Annotated in this window: 14 protein-coding genes; 8 read left to right on the forward strand and 6 right to left on the reverse strand. The window is 51.2% G+C overall.

Going from position 1 to position 19,309, the window contains the following annotated elements:
* Positions 1-20 precede the first annotated feature (20 nt).
* From QRN55_RS21090 to QRN55_RS21100, 3 genes are read left to right on the forward strand one after another with little or no spacing between them, the layout of a single operon-like run.
* Complete coding sequence (locus QRN55_RS21090) at positions 21-3,920, forward strand: WGR and DUF4132 domain-containing protein (RefSeq protein WP_284778188.1); 3,900 nt, start codon at positions 21-23, stop codon at positions 3,918-3,920.
* Entirely contained in the window at positions 3,917-5,056 is a 1,140-nt protein-coding gene (locus tag QRN55_RS21095; RefSeq protein ID WP_284778189.1) for a VWA domain-containing protein, read from the forward strand. Before QRN55_RS21090 ends, QRN55_RS21095 begins: the two co-directional genes overlap by 4 nt.
* A 3-nt stretch (positions 5,057-5,059) precedes the next feature.
* Complete coding sequence (locus tag QRN55_RS21100; RefSeq protein ID WP_284778190.1) at positions 5,060-6,976, forward strand: YehQ family protein; 1,917 nt, start codon at positions 5,060-5,062, stop codon at positions 6,974-6,976.
* 40 nt (positions 6,977-7,016) lie between these two features.
* On the opposite strand, the gene QRN55_RS21105 is transcribed toward QRN55_RS21100, so the two are convergent.
* On the reverse strand, positions 7,017-7,280 hold the full coding sequence (locus tag QRN55_RS21105; RefSeq protein WP_284778191.1) for a hypothetical protein: 264 nt from the start codon (positions 7,278-7,280) through the stop codon (positions 7,017-7,019).
* 330 nt (positions 7,281-7,610) lie between these two features.
* On the opposite strand from QRN55_RS21105, the gene QRN55_RS21110 reads away from it, so the two are divergent.
* Entirely contained in the window at positions 7,611-7,874 is a 264-nt protein-coding gene (locus QRN55_RS21110) for a hypothetical protein (protein WP_284778192.1), read from the forward strand.
* A 124-nt stretch (positions 7,875-7,998) separates the two neighbouring features.
* Positions 7,999-8,448: a hypothetical protein gene (locus QRN55_RS21115; protein ID WP_284778193.1), complete on the forward strand. Its 450-nt coding sequence runs from the start codon at positions 7,999-8,001 to the stop codon at positions 8,446-8,448.
* 129 nt (positions 8,449-8,577) lie between these two features.
* Here the strand turns inward: QRN55_RS21115 and QRN55_RS21120 are convergent, their stop codons facing one another.
* Positions 8,578-8,718, reverse strand: a complete 141-nt coding sequence (locus QRN55_RS21120; RefSeq protein ID WP_284778194.1) for a hypothetical protein — start codon at positions 8,716-8,718, stop codon at positions 8,578-8,580.
* A gap of 165 nt (positions 8,719-8,883) precedes the next feature.
* A complete protein-coding gene (locus QRN55_RS21125; protein WP_284778195.1) occupies positions 8,884-9,183 on the reverse strand; it encodes a hypothetical protein in 300 nt (99 codons plus the stop codon).
* Between the two features lie 228 nt (positions 9,184-9,411).
* Here QRN55_RS21125 and QRN55_RS21130 point away from each other — a divergent pair, with 228 nt between their 5' ends.
* The 3 genes from QRN55_RS21130 to QRN55_RS21140 all read left to right on the forward strand — a co-directional run bounded on the left by QRN55_RS21130 (position 9,412) and on the right by QRN55_RS21140 (position 13,755).
* Positions 9,412-10,305: a DMT family transporter gene (locus QRN55_RS21130; RefSeq protein WP_284778196.1), complete on the forward strand. Its 894-nt coding sequence runs from the start codon at positions 9,412-9,414 to the stop codon at positions 10,303-10,305.
* Positions 10,306-10,577: 272 nt separating this feature from the next.
* Entirely contained in the window at positions 10,578-11,369 is a 792-nt protein-coding gene (locus QRN55_RS21135) for a DNA adenine methylase (RefSeq protein WP_284778197.1), read from the forward strand.
* Positions 11,370-11,379: 10 nt separating this feature from the next.
* On the forward strand, positions 11,380-13,755 hold the full coding sequence (locus QRN55_RS21140) for a DGQHR domain-containing protein (protein WP_284778198.1): 2,376 nt from the start codon (positions 11,380-11,382) through the stop codon (positions 13,753-13,755).
* Between the two features lie 1,790 nt (positions 13,756-15,545).
* Here QRN55_RS21140 and QRN55_RS21145 read toward each other — a convergent pair.
* The 3 genes from QRN55_RS21145 to QRN55_RS21155 form a co-directional block, all read right to left on the reverse strand.
* On the reverse strand, positions 15,546-17,921 hold the full coding sequence (locus QRN55_RS21145; protein WP_284778198.1) for a DGQHR domain-containing protein: 2,376 nt from the start codon (positions 17,919-17,921) through the stop codon (positions 15,546-15,548).
* A gap of 10 nt (positions 17,922-17,931) precedes the next feature.
* Positions 17,932-18,723 (reverse strand): DNA adenine methylase, encoded by a 792-nt coding sequence (locus QRN55_RS21150; RefSeq protein WP_284778197.1) that lies wholly within the window; start codon positions 18,721-18,723, stop codon positions 17,932-17,934.
* 272 nt (positions 18,724-18,995) lie between these two features.
* Positions 18,996-19,309, reverse strand: a 314-nt coding sequence (locus QRN55_RS21155) for an EamA family transporter (RefSeq protein ID WP_284778199.1), incomplete at its 5' end; no start/stop codon positions are given.

Below are 19,309 nucleotides of genomic sequence, written 5' to 3' on the forward strand. Positions count from 1 at the left end.
GTGATGTGAGGAAGGTAAAAATGGAACGCTACGAACTCGTTGAAGGTACATCGTCAAAGTTCTGGGAAGTCTTCGTCTCAGGTGTTTCACTTAAAATCCGCTATGGCCGTATCGGCACGCAGGGCCAATCGAAAGACAAGGATTTTCCGACTGCGGAAGACGCCGAAAAAGAAAAGAAGAAGCTGGTAAAAGAAAAGACCGGCAAGGGTTATTCGCGCGTTGCCGACGGTGAGATGCCCGCACTTTCGGTACCTGCCGCCGCTTCGCCAGAGGCATCCAAAGACGAGAAACCCGCGACGCCATCGCCCGCAGCCGCCGCAAGCGAAGCTACGACGCAGCCATCCGTCGCGGTTCCACCTGCTGCAAAACCTGTGGTCGATGCTGATCGTGAGGAAATTCTGAACCGGCTGATAGGCTCTGCTCTGCCAACACGTTCGCGACGGTTTGTTGTTGCCGATCCGGTAAAAGCCTGGGCAAAGCTACGCGGTCACGTGGCCCTCATCAAGGACAACGCCGAAGACGAACGGCTCGAAGCGTGGAACTGGCTGGACGCAAAGGTTCAGGAAGCCGGTGAAGCAGGGGAGTCCATAGGGGTGTCCACCGCCGCAGATGTTCGCGAATGGGCAGAAAAGATCGAGCAGGCGAGCAAATATCTCATCATCTATTTGGGTGAAAGCCAGAAAAAGACGTCCGCCAGTCTCTTGTGCCTGGACCACTTTTTTGAGTTTCTGTCCGCAAAGCACGGCATGCCTTTTGTGGTGGAAGCGATGCTGCCGATTGTCGGGATCGATCCCAGCAATCGACGTGGTTATGAGGCCTCATCATTGAGTTCGCCGCGCGAACTTGCTCTTCGCGGTAACATCACTGCCGCGTCCGATGAGGATTACGAGGCGATCGTTGCGATGCTGACCGAAGCCTTCCGAACGGAAACAGATTGGCGCAAGAAGGCAGCCTTCGCATTTATGCTGGGTGATGACCGGGATGTGACGCATGAGTTGACGCCGCTCGCTGTCCTAGCCGCAGCTCAGGAAGCGGGGGAGGACGTTGGTGCTGCACTTGCCATGGTGCCGCTCGTACTGGATGCCCGGCCGTCTGCTGCGGCACGCTGGCGCACGAAGCGCAGCTATTTCATTTTCTTCATGTATTACGACCTGATGCTCGATGATATTCTCGCCACCGCTATAGAGACGGCGCGGCATTATCACGAATCCGCACTGCCGACGCTCGAATGGCTGCTTCATTATGGCTATGAAGGTCAGAGAACAGAGATCGCACGCGTTATCCTTGCGACGGGTGAAAGTGGGGCATTAGCAAAGCTTCTGCCGTTCATTCACGAAAAATGGATTCGTCCCGCGGTCGATCAGGCGTCGGAAGAGGACCCCGCCTTCATGTTCGGTCAATATCTGGCAACGCTGTCATCCGGCAGCAACGAGCCTGTTATTCGCGCCCGGGCCATGGATTTCGTCAAGCAGTATCCGAAAGAGACATTGGAAAGCTGGGCCACCGAACCGAGGTGGAAAACCCAGCTGCAGAAGCTGCTCGATATCCATGATGTTGCGCTGGCACCGATCGAAACCCTGCCTGTCGTGTTGCGTGATCCGCCATGGCGCAAGAAAAAGAAGGCCGTCGACGATACCGTTCTGGAACTCTCGCCGTTGGAAACACCCTTCCGCTATCTGCGCGAGGGGCCGCCGCCGGAGGAGTATAGTTGGCGCCTAAGCCGCGCCCGCATCGTCTCTACGACCGAGGAACTAATCGATGCCATCAGGGAGTTCGAGAGCAAAGACGTTCCCGATTGGAGAAAAGTGCCACGCTCGATGGCCCTTCCGCAAAAAGGCGATGAGTTGGAAGACGTTTTGGCCTTCGTTTCAAGGCGGGTGTCAGAGTTCCAGGACTATCACGCGGCAGGAAGTTATGATTGGGACACGCTGATAGGAGGCATCGAGAAGCAATTTGATTCTTTCTCGTTGACCTTATGGGGGCAGCCCAAAGTTCTGCCATCCTATTACATGGGCGATATTGTCCCACGCATGATCGATCGTTTTGGCGAAAGAGCGTTGCCTGGTCTGCTCCGAAATGTGGAAAACAACCCGATCGGCATGCTCGACCACGTAAAGGACGTCGATTTCGCAGGCATTGCACCCCTTGCCGCGCGCGCGCTCTTGAAGCTGAAGAAGGCGCGAGTACCGGCTATGCAATGGCTACGTCTTTATAGGCGTACGGCAATAACGAGGCTGCTCCCTGACGCCAGCGGCAAGCCCGGGGCCTCTCGCGATGCGGCGGAACATACACTTCGCTGGATGGTGACAGATCGCGCCGATGCGCGGGATGAAATTCTTGAGATCGCGAAATTGTACGAGCCGCAGTCGCCTGATGTGATGAAGGCGGTCTGGGAGGTTCTGGATCGTGATCCCTATGCCCGGTTCCCTGCGCGCATCGCCAAGCTGCCAGCATGGTTCAACCCCGGTGCGCTGACCCGTCCGGTGCTGAAAGATGGCGGTGCCCTGCCGGATGAGGCACTGGCCGCCATCGCGGAAATGCTGTCCTTCTCAACGCCCGAGGCCATCTATGCCGGTCTCGATGCGGTAAAGGAGGTCACGACGCCGGAGAGCCTCGCGCGCTTCTCCTGGGACCTTTTCGGCGCCTGGCTTGCCGAAGGTGCTCCCAACAAGGAAGGGTGGGCTTTGCGCGGCTTGGGCTGGCTTGGGGACGATGAGTGCGCCCGCCAGTTGACGCGCCTTGTGCGCAAATGGCCCGGCGAATCCGCCCATCAACGTGCCGTCACCGGTCTCGATGTTCTTGCCGATATCGGTACGGATGTGGCGCTGATGAACCTCAATGGCATCGCGGAAAAGCTGAAATTCAAGGGACTTCAGGAAAAGGCGCGGGAGAAGATCGCCGCAATTGCCGAGGCGCGTGATCTGACGCCGGAAGAGCTTGCCGATCGTCTCGCACCTGATCTCGATCTGGATGAGCGCGGCGGTCTCGATCTCGATTTCGGGCCACGCCGCTTCCGCGTTGGTTTCGATGAGTTCCTGAAGCCATGGGTAAAGGATGAAACGGGCAAGCGCCTGAAGGATTTGCCCAAACCGAACAAAGCCGACGATGCGACACTGTCCGCCGCAGCGGTCAAAACATGGGCCGCGGTAAAGAAGGATGCGCGAGCGGTTTCAAGCCTGCAGATTACGCGCCTTGAAAACATGTTGTCGACATCCCGGCGGGTTTCGCCCGAGGTGTTCTGGCTCTTCTTCGCAAGCCATCCGTTGATCCGCCATCTTTCCCAGCGGCTTGTTTGGGGCGTCTATGACGATACAGACCCTCAAACTGCACCCAAGACACTCTTCCGGGTCGGCGACGATCTGTCCTTCACCGACGCAGAGGACGAGCCGATCACGATCGAGCTTTCCGCTGATGCGACCGGCTTGATTGGACTGGTTCATCCCTTGCATCTGCCAAAGGGTGGGCTTGATGCTTGGGGCGCTCTGTTTGGAGATTACGAAATTTCACAGCCTTTCCCTCAGCTTGGGCGAGAAACCTACGAGCTGACACAAGACGAGAAGCAAGCGTCCACGATCACCCGGTTCGCCGATATCGAGGTGGAGGCGGCACGACTGCGCGGTATGTCGCCACGCGGCTGGGACCTCGGTTCTGTGGAGGACGGGGGGTGCATCTCGTGGCTGGAGCGGCCGGTGCGATTTACCGATGGCAAGGTCAATACTGCCATGTTCGGCTTTGATCCCGGCATCTTCACCGGCGGTGGCGACTGGGAGGAAAAGTTTCAGAAACTGCAGCACATTACGCTGTATCGCCCCTACAGTCAGCCGGGAAGCGATACCCGTACCTTCGGCGAACTCGATCCGGTGAGCGCTAGTGAGATGCTTCGGGGATTGAGCCTGCTTGCCGCCACGGCGGTAAAATGAGCGTCACAGCCCTCGATGCCCTGACACGTTGGCGTCTCGTTCTCGGCGAAGCAGCACAGGCTCCCTGTGCTGCAGCCGGGTGCGGGCTGTCCAGCGAAGCTGCGGCCATGGATGCCGCCCTTGAATGGCTCTATGGCCGTGATGAGGAGGGTGGTTCTCGCAATATTGCACGCCGGGGTGGGCGTGAAGGGTCGGTCCTGACCACACCGGAATGGATAAACGATATTCATCGGCTGTTTCCCAAGGAAACGATCGAGCGCCTGGAGCGCGACGCCATAGAGCGCTACGCCATTGACGATGTGGTGACCAACCCGGAGGTTCTGCAACGCGCGGTGCCCAATGAGACGCTGCTGAAAGCGGTCCTGCGCACGAAGCATCTGATGTCCCCGGATATCCTGCTGCTGGCACGAAAACTGGTGCAGGAGGTCGTGCGCCAATTGATGGAAAAGCTGGCGCGGGATATGTCTCTGGCCTTTTCCGGCGTTATGGACCGCAGGCGTCACAGCCGGTTTCGGATCGCCAGCGACCTTGATTTTCGTCGGGTGCTAAAAGACAATCTCAAGCACTATGACCCCGAGACCGGCAAGATGACCGTCGAGAAACTGCATTTCTTCGCCCGCAACCGTCGGCACATGAAGACCTGGCAGATCATCCTTCTGGTCGATCAAAGTGGATCGATGCTGGACTCGGTCATTCATTCTGCCGTGACGGCGGCTTGCCTCTGGGGGCTTCCCGGCGTTCGGACCCATCTCGTCGCTTTCGATACGAACGTCGTCGATCTGACCAAGGACGTGGACGACCCTTGCGAGTTGCTGATGAAGGTCCAGCTTGGTGGCGGCACCGATATTCAGGGTGCGGTATTCTACGCGGCGGGCCTCATCGAACACCCCGACCGTGCGATCGTCGTTCTCATCTCCGATTTCTTCGAAGGGTCCAGCCCGGCCATGCTGGTGGACCGTGTTGCTGCGCTCGTCGCCCAGCGCACGCTCGTTCTCGGGCTAGCTGCACTGGATTCTGGCGCCACGCCCGTTTACGACGGGAACATGGCGCAGAAGCTCGTTGCGGCAGGCGCGGAAGTCGGAGCGATGACGCCGGGCGAGCTCGCTGGCTGGCTTGCCGAAAAGATCGGGCGGTAGTCCATGCTGAGACCCGACCTCGTTGCCCTCACAGATCAGGGATTGATCCAACTTTCCAACGCGGGACTTGTAAAGCGTGCCTTGCGCGAGCTGGAGGCGGGAGCCGTTCCCGAGATGGAGGAGACGAAAGACGCGATCATTGCGCGATTTGCCGATGGTACCTCGACACGCCTGTCTTCTGGGCAAACCTTGGCCGACGCCTCTTGCAGTTGTCCGTCCTCAGGCATGTGCAGGCACCGTGTCATGCTGGCGTTGGCCTATCGCGCGCGTCATGCGGCAGCGGATGCAGCGGACGCATCTGAGCCGGGTTGGAATCCCGCCTCATTTGATACCCAGCAGGTCGCGGATAGCCTCTCCGCATCCGCAAAAGCAGAGCTATCCCAGCTTCTGCGGTCGCGTCATCCCGTGCGACTTGAATATGGAAAGACACCAACCGCCTATCTGCCGATGGCCAGCGTGCGCTTTCTGGTTCCGAACGATCTTTCCTATGCGCGTTGTGACTGTGAACTTCGCACGCACTGCGCCCATGTTGCTATGGCGGTGCACGCCTTTCAGGCAGCCGAAGGCACGTCGCAAACCGTTATCGGAGGCGCTTCAGAAAACGGGGCGAACATCGATATCATGCCGCTGCGCATTGCCTGTGATGCTGTTATAAAGAGGCTGCTCGAGGCGGGCGTCGTTGCCGGTCCTGAGGCCCACGCGCAGACGATCGAAGCCGCTCGCCGCAGCGCGCAGCAAGCGAATGTCGTCCAGCTTTTGCTGGTTCTGGAAGCGCTGGAAGAGCAGATTTCGGACTATGACAATCGTAGTGCCCGACACGACGAGCGCGTGGTTCTACAACTTGTTGCCGGGCTTTTCGCGCGTACGCGGGCCAAGGATAGCGTGTCTGCGCTGGGTTTGGGAGAACCCTTCGAGACGCCGATGGGCAAAACGCGTCTGGTCTCTCTGGGCGCCAGACTGCGCCAGGAGGGCGGCGATATACGTGCATCCGTCTTGCTTGCGGATAGCGATACGGGCGCGACCATGCTGATGGAAAAGCCTTTCTCACCTCTGCCCACCCAGGACGCGCGCGGCTTTGTAGCTTCGCTTCCAACGCGACAAATTTCGGTCGGCATGCCCGTGGGTGGCTTGGGGCGAGGGCAAGTCCTGACGAGTGTCGCACGTCGGCGCGCCGACGGAATGTTGACGCTGGGGCGCGGATCTGGTGGCCGAAGCCAACTCATGCCGCGTGATGCGCTGTTCAACTTCCCCCAACCGCTAGCGGCGACCAGCGTGGAAAGGGTTGCGGCTGAGTTGAGCCACCGGCAAATCTCGCTGCTGCGCCCGCACCGGCGCTTCGACACACTCCACGTCTTCGATATAGGCGAAGTCATCGGCCAGTCCTGGGCACCCGGACGTCAGCTGTGGGAGGCTGGCGCTCATCTTGCAAATGATGGCGGCAAGCTATGGTTCGAACGCCCATTCGATGCTGCGGCACCGGCGGCACCCGGCATTCTTGCTATGGCATTCGAGGGTAAATGGGGGCCGGTAAGACAGGTGGCCGGCACCGTGCGTCTGGAGGGCGACGCTGTCGTCTGCGAACCGTGGTCCATTTCGGCAGATCGCTTCATCGTGCCAGACCTTGAGGGAGACGAAAGCGATCACACGGTGGCTGCAATCGCGACATCTGCGCCACGTGACATTCTCGATGAGGCGGAAGACTTGCTGAGCGGAATGCTGCATGCGGGCCAGCGATCACGAGAAACGACACAAGCCCTGGCGCCGGTCCTATCGGACCGGCTACGCGAAAAAGGCTATCGCCAGGCATCGGAACACATCAATCGTGACAGCGAAATCGCCACGCTAAGTATCGAGCCTTTCTGCAAAGCGGCGATATGGCTCCTCACATTGCGCGAAAGCCGTAACTCGGAAAAGGCATGAGACATCCGTTCACCATATATATAAGGCGCTGCGGTGCCGCTCATCTCACCCGGTCAAGCCGCTCCAGCAGCGTTTCGATCGTCTCGGAAACCGGTAACTCAGGTGGATGATCCAGCTTCGTGCGCTGACGATAGGAAGGGCTGGTAGAATACCAATCGATCAGAGCAGATGCCACTTCGGTGGCTCTATCATCGGTTTTCTCGATATTATTTTCTTCGCACCAAGCAGTGTGAAACCGATCTATCTCTTCCAGATCGTCCGATGACAACACGGGTAGCGCGGCGTTCGGAGAGTGAGTGTCCATTTTTTACCGGGATTAGGTGGTTTCTGGTCGTTGGATAACAACAGTTGCTGAACCAATTTGTTCCAGTTGAACGTGTTGCACATTCCCGTGACACGCAGAAAACGCAGTTTCTAGTCGGAGCCAGCACGTTTTCTTCATCAAATAGCGGCGCCCATCAGCGATTGCTGGTTAGGCGAACGGTAAGTCGGCGAGATGCAATTCGTGGATGCGAAATGACGTGGGTAGTCTAACAAAACCTTTTCTGGCATCGTTTATTTTTACAATCAACACATCACTCAGTTACCCTAATGACTCTGAAAACCTTGGTTTTATTTAGGAATAGGATGCGTCATGATTACAGCCAGCTCATCAGATAAAAAACTTTACGAATCTTATGAGGAATTTGTCCAAGAAGTACACGCAACCCGCAAAGATGTAGAAATTTGGGACAAAGTTGCCACTAAAGTGGATAGCTTCGTCGGTTACTCTAACCCTGGTTTTTACGCATCTTACGAAGCCATTATGAATCAATATGATTTTTTGATCGGTTGTATTGAGGGTAAGCGAACCATGGCTTGCTACCGAACCTACCCACGCTCGCAAACTAGCCGCTAGTTCATCCGCCGTCTTCCTTAATAGCAAGCCTGCCGGTCGTATCGGCTATGCGATCGATTGCGACGGCGAAGCTCCTGCCTTGGTTTAAGCACCTCCAGAAAATCATCGAAGTTGAGGTTTTGTGATGAATTTCGATCGCTTTGGGTTAAACAAAGAGTTCTGCGAGGAACGAGGTTACAAGGTTTTTTTCGGAACTGACTGGCTTGATGATTCTGAATACGAAGCCTTGGAAAACTTTTCTCGGGGTGGGACTTTATCCCTTTTTGTTGCGGGTTCTAAAACTGATCCGATGTTGGTCGATTCCTTCGAAAGTGCCATTAAGCTGGAAAGTGATTTTGTCGATGTTGATAAGATCATAAAAATACATGACTATGCCGTCGTATATGTGAGCGACGATCGCGATATATTTCTTGTTGCTGCAGCAGAAGACAAGCTCTCAAAGTTGGTCGATGATGTCGTGAGCGCAGGCGGCAAGACCTACTCGTCGCTTGTTAAAAGCGGGACGGTTCTACCCAAAAAACAAGTCAAAGAGTTTTTTGACTATTGGGCTCCTTTGAATTTTGAGCTCAGCTAAAGTCGACCAACGATTGAAATCCCAATTCCGAATCGTACCGCCTCTGCGCGTCTCGAAATGCCATTTCGTTACGCGGCCAGACCGTCCGCCTTGGCTCGTCGATATCACTCGTCGCATATGGCCTAAGGCCTAGCGTCTACCGGTTTCTTTATCTTTCTTCGCCTGATCGTGATGCCACTTGATGGCGTAAAACATCCCCACGCCCAGCACGAGAAGCTTGAGCGGCAAGAGAACTATGGGGAACCAATCGACCCAATCCGGATCCATCATTTGAACACTTCCAGGCTATCGCTCGACACTGTCTGTCGTCAGATAGCGCTACGCCCAAACTGCGATGTCAACAATCTGTCGTTTTGCCGCAGCCCAGACCGCGAACTGACCTCGCCTTTGCGATGCGCACCCGGTAAGCTTTCCCCTCGCGCGAGGCGCCCAATCCTAACCTGCGGCCACAATCTTGTGCCGGTCCATCCGCTCTCGAAGCGCGGCAACAACGGCGTGTAGAAACTCGTCGCGCCGAAGACCCGATGTCGCCAAAAGTGCCTTTTCCAGCCGGTCGTGAATCTTGCTCATAAACCCGACATGGTCAAAACTGTGAGCAGAAATATTGACCTCGACCTCTTCCATGTAGTGAGCAAGATGCGGGCCCAGCTCCAGATTTGCATCCGTTTGGTAATGGGCCGCCATTCGCTCTGCAAGTGTTCCCATCTGTACGTGGGGGCCATACGTCTCGCTCATTCCTTCTCCTTTTCTAACCTGTGCAAATTACATAGGCACAGCAACGTGTGAGCACGAGATATTTCCTCTGCCATCGCGAAAACGTTATCTGTGCCAACCGGACGCCAACACGTTTTTCGCCGGACAATAAGCGCCGAGTGCTGGCTGCCACAGAAACCATCCAACCGCCATGGATCATAACGCCGGACTCGGCTAGTACAGATCATCAGCAGCATCGTGGTGAAACGCATGGCAGGATCATTGGAAGCAAGGCCGCTTTTCGGCATCGGGCTGGCGGCCATGGGCTACTCCTGTTTTGCTCTTCAGGATGCGCTCGTCAAATGGCTTGTCGAAAGCTACGAGGTTCCGCAAATCCTCTTCGTGCGAAGCGCTGTCATCGTCCTGATCACCGGCATCCTGGCACACCGCTACCGCCACCCGTCCATCCTCAAGAGCAAATACCGCGGCACCGTCGTCATTCGCGCAGCCCTCATGCTCACCGCATGGATGCTGTTCTACAGCTCCGCGCGATATCTGGGGCTGGCGGAACTCACCACGCTCTATTTCTCAGCACCCATCATGGTCATGGTCCTCTCCATCTTCGTGCTGAAGGAGAAAGTCGGCGCAGGCCGCTGGATAGCCTGCGCAGTCGGTTTCATCGGCGTCGTCGTGGCTGCCAATCCGGCCAACTCGCCAAACTGGCTTCCCGCAACACTCTGCATCATCGCAGGCTTCTGCTGGGCGTGGAGCACCATCCTCATTCGCCTCGTCAGCAAAAGCGAAACGACGTTGACCCAGATGTATGCCACCAGCGCACTGTTCGGCATCGCCTGCGCACTGTCCTTGCCCTGGCTCTGGAAAAACCCGGATGCGCAAGGCTGGCTTCTCATGATCGCGGTCGGGCTAGTTTCGACGTTAGGGCAATATCTTCTCTATGAAGGCTTTAGACACGCGCCCGCCTCATCGCTAGCGCCAGTGGAATATACCGGCCTGATCTGGGCTTTCATCTATGGTTACGCCATCTGGACGGAAGTGCCGACGATCAACGTCTTCATCGGCGCGATCCTTATCGTCGCGGCGAGCCTTTTGCTTGTCGGCTGGGAACGGCGGAGCATAAGTACGGCGAAGGAGCGGGTTAGTTGATTCTGAGGTGATGTGAATGCCCTGGTGTTTTACTAAATCGCTATCAGACAAAAATGCCTTACAGCGGTCAGCTTCGCAAGCTCTGACAAAATTGACCACGCTACCTATCTGGAAAGTCTTGGTGATAGCTTGTCCACGTTAACGCGAAGGAAATCCCGATGCTATACTAAAAATTTGTGTAAATAACGTCGTTTTCCAATCTTTGAGTTGCGTAATCAGAATATTCCCGCGATAATAATCGTGCTCAGTTCGACGCAGAGGATAGCATAAATTTGAAGCCATTCATCAAATGGGCGGGCGGTAAGAGATGGCTCGTTAATGACAAGAGTTTTGGATTTCCCAAATACACTGGACGATATATTGAACCTTTCTTGGGAGGCGGAGCTGTCTTTTTTCATCTGTCCCCGCGTAATGCAATCGTGTCCGATATGAATGAGCGGCTTATCTCCACCTATAGATCCGTTCGAGACGAATGGCGTTTGGTCCAAGCTAGTCTCACGGAATTCCAACATAAGCATTCTAGAGATTTTTACTACGAAGAGCGAGACCGACAGCATTCGAGCTCTCATCTCCGCGCCGCACAATTCCTTTATTTAAATCGAACTTGCTTTAACGGGCTGTACCGCGAGAATCTTAAGGGGCAATTCAACGTTCCGATCGGTTCCAAGACCCAAGTTATTTTATCAGACGACGATTTCGAATTGGCTAGCAAGATACTTTCTGACGCAGATCTGAGGACTGGGGACTTTGAAGCAGTCGTAGGGGAAGCGGTTGAGGGCGACCTTCTATTCTTGGACCCACCCTACACAACTGCGCATAATCTAAATGGATTTGTAAAGTATAACCAGAAGATATTTACTTGGAATGACCAAAAGAGGCTGATGGGGGCTACGCGTGACGCAATAAAGCGCGGCGCCCGCGTTGTTCTCACAAATGCTGATCACGAGAGTATTCATCAACTCTATGGCGAACTTGGTGAGCCTAGAGTTGTATCTCGTTCATCAGTGATATCGGGTTCCGTGGGCTCAAGGCAAGCTACGACTGAGGCACTATTTGTCTTTTAGGAGGGTTCGTATGATCGAACGTGGGGGGATATTGTCTTTTATTGATGCTGCTGAAGCTGCTGCTCTTCGTGCCAAACTAGTCAGCGAAAAGTCGCTGCTCGGTAAAATCTACGCCGCCAAATCCTCAAAGTTTCAGAATCTTAATGTCGAACATAGTGCAGCGCAGGGATTACTCGATGCTGGGTGGGAGATCTATGGCGAGCCTCTGAAAACTAAGACAAGGCTCCGTAGACCCAAAAGCCACGACGTTCAGTTTGAAGATGATGTTTGGTGTCAGCTTTACCGTTTGGGGTATCGGACGCTCAGCGTCGATGGAAATTTTGATCTTCCGTTTGGACCGAGTCCGTTTGATAAGAAGCAGATCAGTATCATCGCTATGAATGATGATAGTGTTTTGCTCTTTGAGTGCAAGTCGAGCGAGATATCGTTTAAATCTCCGTCCTTGGAAACAGATTTTGAGTCCTTAAGGTACAGGTCAGACGGGTATCGAAAGGTAATCGAACAGGCATTTGGCTCCGGTCGACGCATTAAATATATATATGCGACTAGAAATATAAGGCTAAGTCGAGATTCTGCCGATATCGCGATCTTGGAAGAAGCTGGTGGATTCTATTATAATGACAATACATTTCAATATGTTGATAGCCTGCTGAAGTCCTATCGAGATGCAGCTCATTATCAGTTTATGGCGTTGCTAATGAAAGGCCAAAGCATTAGCAAAGGTAAAATAGAGGTTCCTGCCATCGAAGGAACAATGGGCGGTAAAACATATTATATGTTTTCACTAGAACCCCATTTGTTACTTAAAATCGGGTTTGTCCTTCACCGAACCCGCGCTAATGAATCTGAGATGCCGACTTACCAGCGTCTTCTTATTCCGTCTAGGTTAAAAGGCATCACTAAGTTTATCGACAGTGGCGGTTTCTTTCCGAATTCAGCAATCTTGAATTTTAATGAACGTGATACAAAGTTGGAATTCAATGGTCAGCCCCGGTCAAAAGATACTTCTTCGCGGACTGGCGTACTAAAGATCCCGAATGCGTTCGCTATTGCCTATATTATCGACGGGCAACACCGAATTTACGGTTACGCAAACTCGAAATACAAATCTAGCAATACCATACCCGTTGTGGCTTTCAAGAATTTGGCGCCTAGCGATCAGCTTGAATTATTTATGCAAATTAATGAGAATCAAAAAGCTGTTAGTCCCACCCTCCGTATTACGCTTGAAGAAGATTTATACTGGAACGCCAGCCGTTTGGATTCTCGTCTCAAAGCATTGAGATCTTCGGTAGTTCGAGCGCTAGGTGGTGATTCTTCTGGTCCGCTTTACGGTAAAATTTCTCTTGGTGAAGATCGATCTATTCTTCAGGCTAAACCGTTCGCGGACGCGCTACTGAGGTGCAAGCTTTTGCCTGAGGCGAAGGGCAATAAGTTCATCGATGGAACTACTGACTTATCTCTTTATGATGTTGCTAATGCTGATCACAGTGATGAAATGATAAAAGCACGCGGCAGAGTGGTTGGCTTTATTAACGCCTGTTATGAGCTTGCAGAGGAAAAAATTGGAATAGGTCAAGACGCAACTGGTGCTTTTATTTGGTCAAATAGAGGGAGCTTCGCGTTTATATCGCTCATTGGTGATCTTCACGCATTTGAAGTAAAAAAAGGCTCTATTTCTATTCTATCCACAATTGAGCAAAGAACAGCCGCTGTTAAAGAATATTTATTTGTACTTTTCGATTCGTTGAAGTCAATGACTCCTGAGGCTTCTGAGGCTTTGACCGAAAAGCTTGGCAGTGGCGCAGAGACGACGTGGCTACGTTTTTTCCAGAACTATATTCATTCCAAATTTTTTGATTACAATCCCCCTGAATTGCAGGACTGGCGAGAACGGCAGGACAAGGCGCTCCAAAACCAAGGGCGGGAAATTGGTACTCAGATTGAGCGGCACATGAAAAATTTCATCATCACGCAGCTAAAAACAATTTTTGGCACAGATTGGGATATTGAAATTGGGACGATCCAGCGCGATTGCGAAGTGCGTGCCAAGGAGCAAATGGAGAAAGATTATAAGGACGGGCTCGGCCGCCATGAAATTCCTTGGACGGATCAGTTTTTCATCAAAGACTACAAGTCAATTATTGAGAAATACTGGTCTAAGAAGCCGGAGGGTGTAGAGGGCGCTCAGTCATTCGAGCAGCATTTTTCTATTGATGTCGGTTACGGCTTTAATAGCAAGGCTGAAAAAATTAAATGGATTTCCCTCTTCAACACTTTGCGAAACAACTGGGCGCATGAAGGTACTAAAGAAAAGGGCTTGAACAGGAACGATGTTGAGTTGCTGTCTAAGATTCATAATCAACTGGGTTTGAAATCGCAGTAGCTTCTCTGCTTTGAACCTGATCTTGACATCGTGCGTCAATTTTACTTTGTCTGGCTTTTGACCGCATGAGCTTGGCAGGGCATTAGTCGTAAATCAAAATAGGAAAATATTCACATTTTGATTTACGGCGAGAGATTTTTCCTTTATAGTGTTTTAAGTCGCATTCTCGTGCTGGCAGCCCCAGGCGAAGAAGGTGGCGGGTTTTGTTTTGGTGGTACTCAGTCATCTTAGCGGAACTCGATACATGAAATACTCGCCGTGCAGGCGGAATAACCCGTTGGTGACCCTATGGGCAGAACGGGCTTTCTTATTGCGCATCGATGTATTTCGCGCATGGCTGAGTTTGGAATGCGGATAGTGGCAGAGAAGTAGGAAGACTAGGAAGATTAGATTTCAGCCTGGCGTGCGGGCCCGGATGCTGGCTGGAAATGCGGTTTGATAATTGGGGGCGCTGAGAGGTGCCACACATATACAGTTACGAGGTAGCTTTCAGCGCCCCGTTGAAATGGCTTGTTTAGCTTATGGGTTGGACAAGCAACGAATGGTGATGACGCGAGCTCGATGAGTTGCGTGAGGTAATAGGTGTGTCTTGTTGAAGGAAAGAGGTGAAATCGAAGGATAGAACAAAAAGATATAACATCGCTAAATTCGCAATGCTGCATATACAGAAATATATATTTGCAGATCGAATTTTCACGTTAATATATAAATTATCTGCAATCAAGCATGCGGATGGTCTGGATAAGCGCGTGTATTTTTGTACAGAAACCAGCAGAAAAGCTCGGAATCGACTGTAAATGAATGGATTTGGCTATGTGCACACGGAAAATGGAGGAAAAGCAGGTGTGTTTTGGGTTCTCAACCGGAGCGGATCGGGATTATAGTAACAGTATCATGATACTGTTACTATAATCCCGATCCGCTCCGGTTGAGAACCCAAAACACACCTGCTTTTCCTCCATTTTCCGTGTGCACATAGCCAAATCCATTCATTTACAGTCGATTCCGAGCTTTTCTGCTGGTTTCTGTACAAAAATACACGCGCTTATCCAGACCATCCGCATGCTTGATTGCAGATAATTTATATATTAACGTGAAAATTCGATCTGCAAATATATATTTCTGTATATGCAGCATTGCGAATTTAGCGATGTTATATCTTTTTGTTCTATCCTTCGATTTCACCTCTTTCCTTCAACAAGACACACCTATTACCTCACGCAACTCATCGAGCTCGCGTCATCACCATTCGTTGCTTGTCCAACCCATAAGCTAAACAAGCCATTTCAACGGGGCGCTGAAAGCTACCTCGTAACTGTATATGTGTGGCACCTCTCAGCGCCCCCAATTATCAAACCGCATTTCCAGCCAGCATCCGGGCCCGCACGCCAGGCTGAAATCTAATCTTCCTAGTCTTCCTACTTCTCTGCCACTATCCGCATTCCAAACTCAGCCATGCGCGAAATACATCGATGCGCAATAAGAAAGCCCGTTCTGCCCATAGGGTCACCAACGGGTTATTCCGCCTGCACGGCGAGTATTTCATGTATCGAGTTCCGCTAAGATGACTGAGTACCACCAAAACAAAACCCGCCACCTTCTTCGCCTGGGGCTGCCAGCACGAGAATGCGACTTAAAACACTATAAAGGAAAAATCTCTCGCCGTAAATCAAAATGTGAATATTTTCCTATTTTGATTTACGACTAATGCCCTGCCAAGCTCATGCGGTCAAAAGCCAGACAAAGTAAAATTGACGCACGATGTCAAGATCAGGTTCAAAGCAGAGAAGCTACTGCGATTTCAAACCCAGTTGATTATGAATCTTAGACAGCAACTCAACATCGTTCCTGTTCAAGCCCTTTTCTTTAGTACCTTCATGCGCCCAGTTGTTTCGCAAAGTGTTGAAGAGGGAAATCCATTTAATTTTTTCAGCCTTGCTATTAAAGCCGTAACCGACATCAATAGAAAAATGCTGCTCGAATGACTGAGCGCCCTCTACACCCTCCGGCTTCTTAGACCAGTATTTCTCAATAATTGACTTGTAGTCTTTGATGAAAAACTGATCCGTCCAAGGAATTTCATGGCGGCCGAGCCCGTCCTTATAATCTTTCTCCATTTGCTCCTTGGCACGCACTTCGCAATCGCGCTGGATCGTCCCAATTTCAATATCCCAATCTGTGCCAAAAATTGTTTTTAGCTGCGTGATGATGAAATTTTTCATGTGCCGCTCAATCTGAGTACCAATTTCCCGCCCTTGGTTTTGGAGCGCCTTGTCCTGCCGTTCTCGCCAGTCCTGCAATTCAGGGGGATTGTAATCAAAAAATTTGGAATGAATATAGTTCTGGAAAAAACGTAGCCACGTCGTCTCTGCGCCACTGCCAAGCTTTTCGGTCAAAGCCTCAGAAGCCTCAGGAGTCATTGACTTCAACGAATCGAAAAGTACAAATAAATATTCTTTAACAGCGGCTGTTCTTTGCTCAATTGTGGATAGAATAGAAATAGAGCCTTTTTTTACTTCAAATGCGTGAAGATCACCAATGAGCGATATAAACGCGAAGCTCCCTCTATTTGACCAAATAAAAGCACCAGTTGCGTCTTGACCTATTCCAATTTTTTCCTCTGCAAGCTCATAACAGGCGTTAATAAAGCCAACCACTCTGCCGCGTGCTTTTATCATTTCATCACTGTGATCAGCATTAGCAACATCATAAAGAGATAAGTCAGTAGTTCCATCGATGAACTTATTGCCCTTCGCCTCAGGCAAAAGCTTGCACCTCAGTAGCGCGTCCGCGAACGGTTTAGCCTGAAGAATAGATCGATCTTCACCAAGAGAAATTTTACCGTAAAGCGGACCAGAAGAATCACCACCTAGCGCTCGAACTACCGAAGATCTCAATGCTTTGAGACGAGAATCCAAACGGCTGGCGTTCCAGTATAAATCTTCTTCAAGCGTAATACGGAGGGTGGGACTAACAGCTTTTTGATTCTCATTAATTTGCATAAATAATTCAAGCTGATCGCTAGGCGCCAAATTCTTGAAAGCCACAACGGGTATGGTATTGCTAGATTTGTATTTCGAGTTTGCGTAACCGTAAATTCGGTGTTGCCCGTCGATAATATAGGCAATAGCGAACGCATTCGGGATCTTTAGTACGCCAGTCCGCGAAGAAGTATCTTTTGACCGGGGCTGACCATTGAATTCCAACTTTGTATCACGTTCATTAAAATTCAAGATTGCTGAATTCGGAAAGAAACCGCCACTGTCGATAAACTTAGTGATGCCTTTTAACCTAGACGGAATAAGAAGACGCTGGTAAGTCGGCATCTCAGATTCATTAGCGCGGGTTCGGTGAAGGACAAACCCGATTTTAAGTAACAAATGGGGTTCTAGTGAAAACATATAATATGTTTTACCGCCCATTGTTCCTTCGATGGCAGGAACCTCTATTTTACCTTTGCTAATGCTTTGGCCTTTCATTAGCAACGCCATAAACTGATAATGAGCTGCATCTCGATAGGACTTCAGCAGGCTATCAACATATTGAAATGTATTGTCATTATAATAGAATCCACCAGCTTCTTCCAAGATCGCGATATCGGCAGAATCTCGACTTAGCCTTATATTTCTAGTCGCATATATATATTTAATGCGTCGACCGGAGCCAAATGCCTGTTCGATTACCTTTCGATACCCGTCTGACCTGTACCTTAAGGACTCAAAATCTGTTTCCAAGGACGGAGATTTAAACGATATCTCGCTCGACTTGCACTCAAAGAGCAAAACACTATCATCATTCATAGCGATGATACTGATCTGCTTCTTATCAAACGGACTCGGTCCAAACGGAAGATCAAAATTTCCATCGACGCTGAGCGTCCGATACCCCAAACGGTAAAGCTGACACCAAACATCATCTTCAAACTGAACGTCGTGGCTTTTGGGTCTACGGAGCCTTGTCTTAGTTTTCAGAGGCTCGCCATAGATCTCCCACCCAGCATCGAGTAATCCCTGCGCTGCACTATGTTCGACATTAAGATTCTGAAACTTTGAGGATTTGGCGGCGTAGATTTTACCGAGCAGCGACTTTTCGCTGACTAGTTTGGCACGAAGAGCAGCAGCTTCAGCAGCATCAATAAAAGACAATATCCCCCCACGTTCGATCATACGAACCCTCCTAAAAGACAAATAGTGCCTCAGTCGTAGCTTGCCTTGAGCCCACGGAACCCGATATCACTGATGAACGAGATACAACTCTAGGCTCACCAAGTTCGCCATAGAGTTGATGAATACTCTCGTGATCAGCATTTGTGAGAACAACGCGGGCGCCGCGCTTTATTGCGTCACGCGTAGCCCCCATCAGCCTCTTTTGGTCATTCCAAGTAAATATCTTCTGGTTATACTTTACAAATCCATTTAGATTATGCGCAGTTGTGTAGGGTGGGTCCAAGAATAGAAGGTCGCCCTCAACCGCTTCCCCTACGACTGCTTCAAAGTCCCCAGTCCTCAGATCTGCGTCAGAAAGTATCTTGCTAGCCAATTCGAAATCGTCGTCTGATAAAATAACTTGGGTCTTGGAACCGATCGGAACGTTGAATTGCCCCTTAAGATTCTCGCGGTACAGCCCGTTAAAGCAAGTTCGATTTAAATAAAGGAATTGTGCGGCGCGGAGATGAGAGCTCGAATGCTGTCGGTCTCGCTCTTCGTAGTAAAAATCTCTAGAATGCTTATGTTGGAATTCCGTGAGACTAGCTTGGACCAAACGCCATTCGTCTCGAACGGATCTATAGGTGGAGATAAGCCGCTCATTCATATCGGACACGATTGCATTACGCGGGGACAGATGAAAAAAGACAGCTCCGCCTCCCAAGAAAGGTTCAATATATCGTCCAGTGTATTTGGGAAATCCAAAACTCTTGTCATTAACGAGCCATCTCTTACCGCCCGCCCATTTGATGAATGGCTTCAAATTTATGCTATCCTCTGCGTCGAACTGAGCACGATTATTATCGCGGGAATATTCTGATTACGCAACTCAAAGATTGGAAAACGACGTTATTTACACAAATTTTTAGTATAGCATCGGGATTTCCTTCGCGTTAACGTGGACAAGCTATCACCAAGACTTTCCAGATAGGTAGCGTGGTCAATTTTGTCAGAGCTTGCGAAGCTGACCGCTGTAAGGCATTTTTGTCTGATAGCGATTTAGTAAAACACCAGGGCATTCACATCACCTCAGAATCAACTAACCCGCTCCTTCGCCGTACTTATGCTCCGCCGTTCCCAGCCGACAAGCAAAAGGCTCGCCGCGACGATAAGGATCGCGCCGATGAAGACGTTGATCGTCGGCACTTCCGTCCAGATGGCGTAACCATAGATGAAAGCCCAGATCAGGCCGGTATATTCCACTGGCGCTAGCGATGAGGCGGGCGCGTGTCTAAAGCCTTCATAGAGAAGATATTGCCCTAACGTCGAAACTAGCCCGACCGCGATCATGAGAAGCCAGCCTTGCGCATCCGGGTTTTTCCAGAGCCAGGGCAAGGACAGTGCGCAGG

This window comes from Agrobacterium sp. lyk4-40-TYG-31 (assembly GCF_030209855.1).
Classification (GTDB): domain Bacteria; phylum Pseudomonadota; class Alphaproteobacteria; order Rhizobiales; family Rhizobiaceae; genus Agrobacterium; species Agrobacterium vaccinii.